Annotated in this window: 2 protein-coding genes and 2 pseudogenes; all 4 read right to left on the bottom strand. The window is 47.1% G+C overall.

Annotated features, from left to right (window positions below; all coding sequences use genetic code 11):
* Positions 1-1,159 precede the first annotated feature (1,159 nt).
* The gene (locus tag ABYV26_RS24600) at positions 1,160-1,531 is read right to left on the bottom strand and encodes a transposase (protein WP_372683985.1); all 372 of its coding nucleotides are present in this window, start codon (positions 1,529-1,531) and stop codon (positions 1,160-1,162) included.
* A gap of 43 nt (positions 1,532-1,574) precedes the next feature.
* Positions 1,575-1,691, bottom strand: a pseudogene (locus ABYV26_RS24595) (hypothetical protein); the annotation flags it as partial.
* A complete protein-coding gene (locus ABYV26_RS24590; RefSeq protein WP_372683986.1) occupies positions 1,646-1,888 on the bottom strand; it encodes a hypothetical protein in 243 nt (80 codons plus the stop codon). The gene ABYV26_RS24590 and the pseudogene ABYV26_RS24595, both read right to left, overlap by 46 nt.
* A 78-nt stretch (positions 1,889-1,966) precedes the next feature.
* A pseudogene (locus ABYV26_RS24585) lies at positions 1,967-2,134 on the bottom strand (transposase); the annotation flags it as partial.
* Between the last annotated feature and the right edge of the window lie 108 nt (positions 2,135-2,242).

Below are 2,242 nucleotides of genomic sequence, written 5' to 3'. Positions count from 1 at the left end.
TTACAATGGGAAGACAACCATCTCCGATCTCGACACATTGAAATCACCTTACCATCTGGAAATATCATATATTTCCGATGCAGTGGGATAATCTTCAGCGTACCATGTGAACGGTTACCGGCGCAGAATTTGGTCCGGTGTGATAATTATTGAGAATCGGTGAATATTGCCAAAGCTGATATCTGCATGGTCGTTGGAGGAAGCCGCTCCGTTAAACCATTGGTCTAACGCAAACATTACCTACCTGATTAAATGAATTGAAGCCACTCAGTACTGGGGGGAGTCCAATCCGTACTGATGATCAAGTATATGGCAAGAAGCGCCGTGATTATTCCATGAAAAATAGTGTTAGTAACACTTTGATATGACGCGACTAACCGCTATCGCCTGCTTTTGGAATGTTTGACCGAAATCTCTCAACACATTCGGGTATCTCTTGTTCACATCGTGTAATTGCGACAAGGTGCACCTTGTTCGCCATCTCGTGGAGTGCCTGTAGCATTCGGCCAATTCCGTATGATAGGGTTGAAGGACAATTGAAAATGGTTGCCAAGATTTGTTTGGTCGCTTTGGCTACCTGGTATCTCTGCGTAATATCAAGCATATCGTCGTATTGGAGGTTGAAATGAGTTACTTCGGTGAAATCAACAAGCTCGATTGCCTCGTCGGGACAATCGGAATCTTGCTGTATACGATCGAAGTATTCAATCGACCTTGCCCTGGTGAGGTCCCCGCTAACCTTCGTGAGAATTAGTCTTCGTTCCGGGTCAATAGTGTAAGTGATAGGCATGGTGCTCTCCCATCTAACGACTGATTATCTGGTCGATTTGCCTTTATAACGATGATATTGACGGGAAAATCGGGCAAATCAATTCACCCGCCCATTAGATCATCACATAGAACCAAGTCAACACAATTTTCCATAGGAAAATATCAGGCCCGTTATCCGCAAAGTCGTTGGAGGCATTGGAAAAATCTGCCTTTACTTTTCGCCTGTGAACGCAATTTAAAATTCAACCAATCATCGGTAAAGGCAAACCCGTAGATGTAGCGGTTGGCTTTTTTGATTGTTTATCCACCTAATGGTAAACCGTAATAGCAGCTAACCACAAGGTCGTTTATTTTTTAACGGATCTATGACCCATAAAAAGGCTGACTATTACGAATAGAAGAAAGCCAGCCCGTTGTTTTGAGTACGGCGTTTCTGTTTTCCCGTGGCACCGTTCAGCACCGATTTAAGCATGGTCATTACTGGCATTGGTATCCAGGTGATCTTCCGTCTACCGGCCTTAGTTTCCTTCTCCATGGGAATACGAATGTTCCAGCGGAAACTGATCTCTCGCAGGTTACGGTCGAGGTGCTTTCCACTCATGTAGTGAAAGACACCTTCTTTGACACGCTCAAGCATGGCACCGAAGGATTCGGCAGTATTGACATGAACCGAACCGCGGACGTACTCGCGTTTGCCGTGGATGACGCTCTGATGACCAGCAAACGATTCGGCAATGTTTTTTGTAGCTGTGATGACCATCGCTCATGATCCAGGCATCCTTGTTAACGGTTGCAGCAACCACAGGTTTAAGCGCTGAGATTCTATCACTGGTAACCTTTTGAGCCCTCACGGAGCCTTGTCTTTGGGCAGCGATCAGTACTCCAAATTTACGTGTACCGCGCCCCCGCTTGTTTTGCACACCGGGTTGATAGCGCGGGTGCCGCCGACATAAGTTTCGTCGAGTTCAACGACACCGGAAAGCTTGGCGCTGAGCATAGGTGTCATCATGTGCCGAATGGCGTGACCCATTCGCCATGCGGCCGGCTGCGAGATGCCCAGATACCGTCCCAGGAAAACGGAAGAGACGCCCTTGCTGGAATGGACAATCAAATACATGGCTTGAAGCCATTTCCAAAGGGGCAACTTGGTACTGTGCATCGGTGTCCGGGTCGTGACCGTAAACTGACGTTTGCACTGATCGCATTCGTACAAACCGGGTCGGACATGCGGGCTTTTCAACGCGCATGAATGCTGACAACCGCAGAGTGGGCACTTTCGCCCATCCTGCCAGACAACGGATTCAAAGAACTCACGACATGACTGCTCATTAGGAAAATGTTTTCGTAATTGGTCCAAGTTCATGACGACTGCTCCTTTCAGTTGATTTAGGAACAGTCATATCAGTGACCTATGACAGATCCGGTCACACAAACGCCTTTTTTTAGGTCATAGGCCCGAAAAATTAAAAGG

The sequence above is a fragment of the Desulfosarcina sp. genome (assembly GCF_041551955.1).
Classification (GTDB): Bacteria; Desulfobacterota; Desulfobacteria; order Desulfobacterales; family Desulfosarcinaceae; genus Desulfosarcina.
This window is presented reverse-complemented; position numbering and strand designations above follow the sequence as displayed.

What these genes read in the sequence shown, in the direction of transcription:
- ABYV26_RS24590 (WP_372683986.1), bottom strand. Translation starts at nt 1,888, where the DNA reads ATGTATTTGATTGTCCATTCCAGCAAGGGCGTCTCTTCCGTTTTCCTG.
- ABYV26_RS24600 (WP_372683985.1), bottom strand. Translation starts at nt 1,531, where the DNA reads ATGGTCATCACAGCTACAAAAAACATTGCCGAATCGTTTGCTGGTCAT.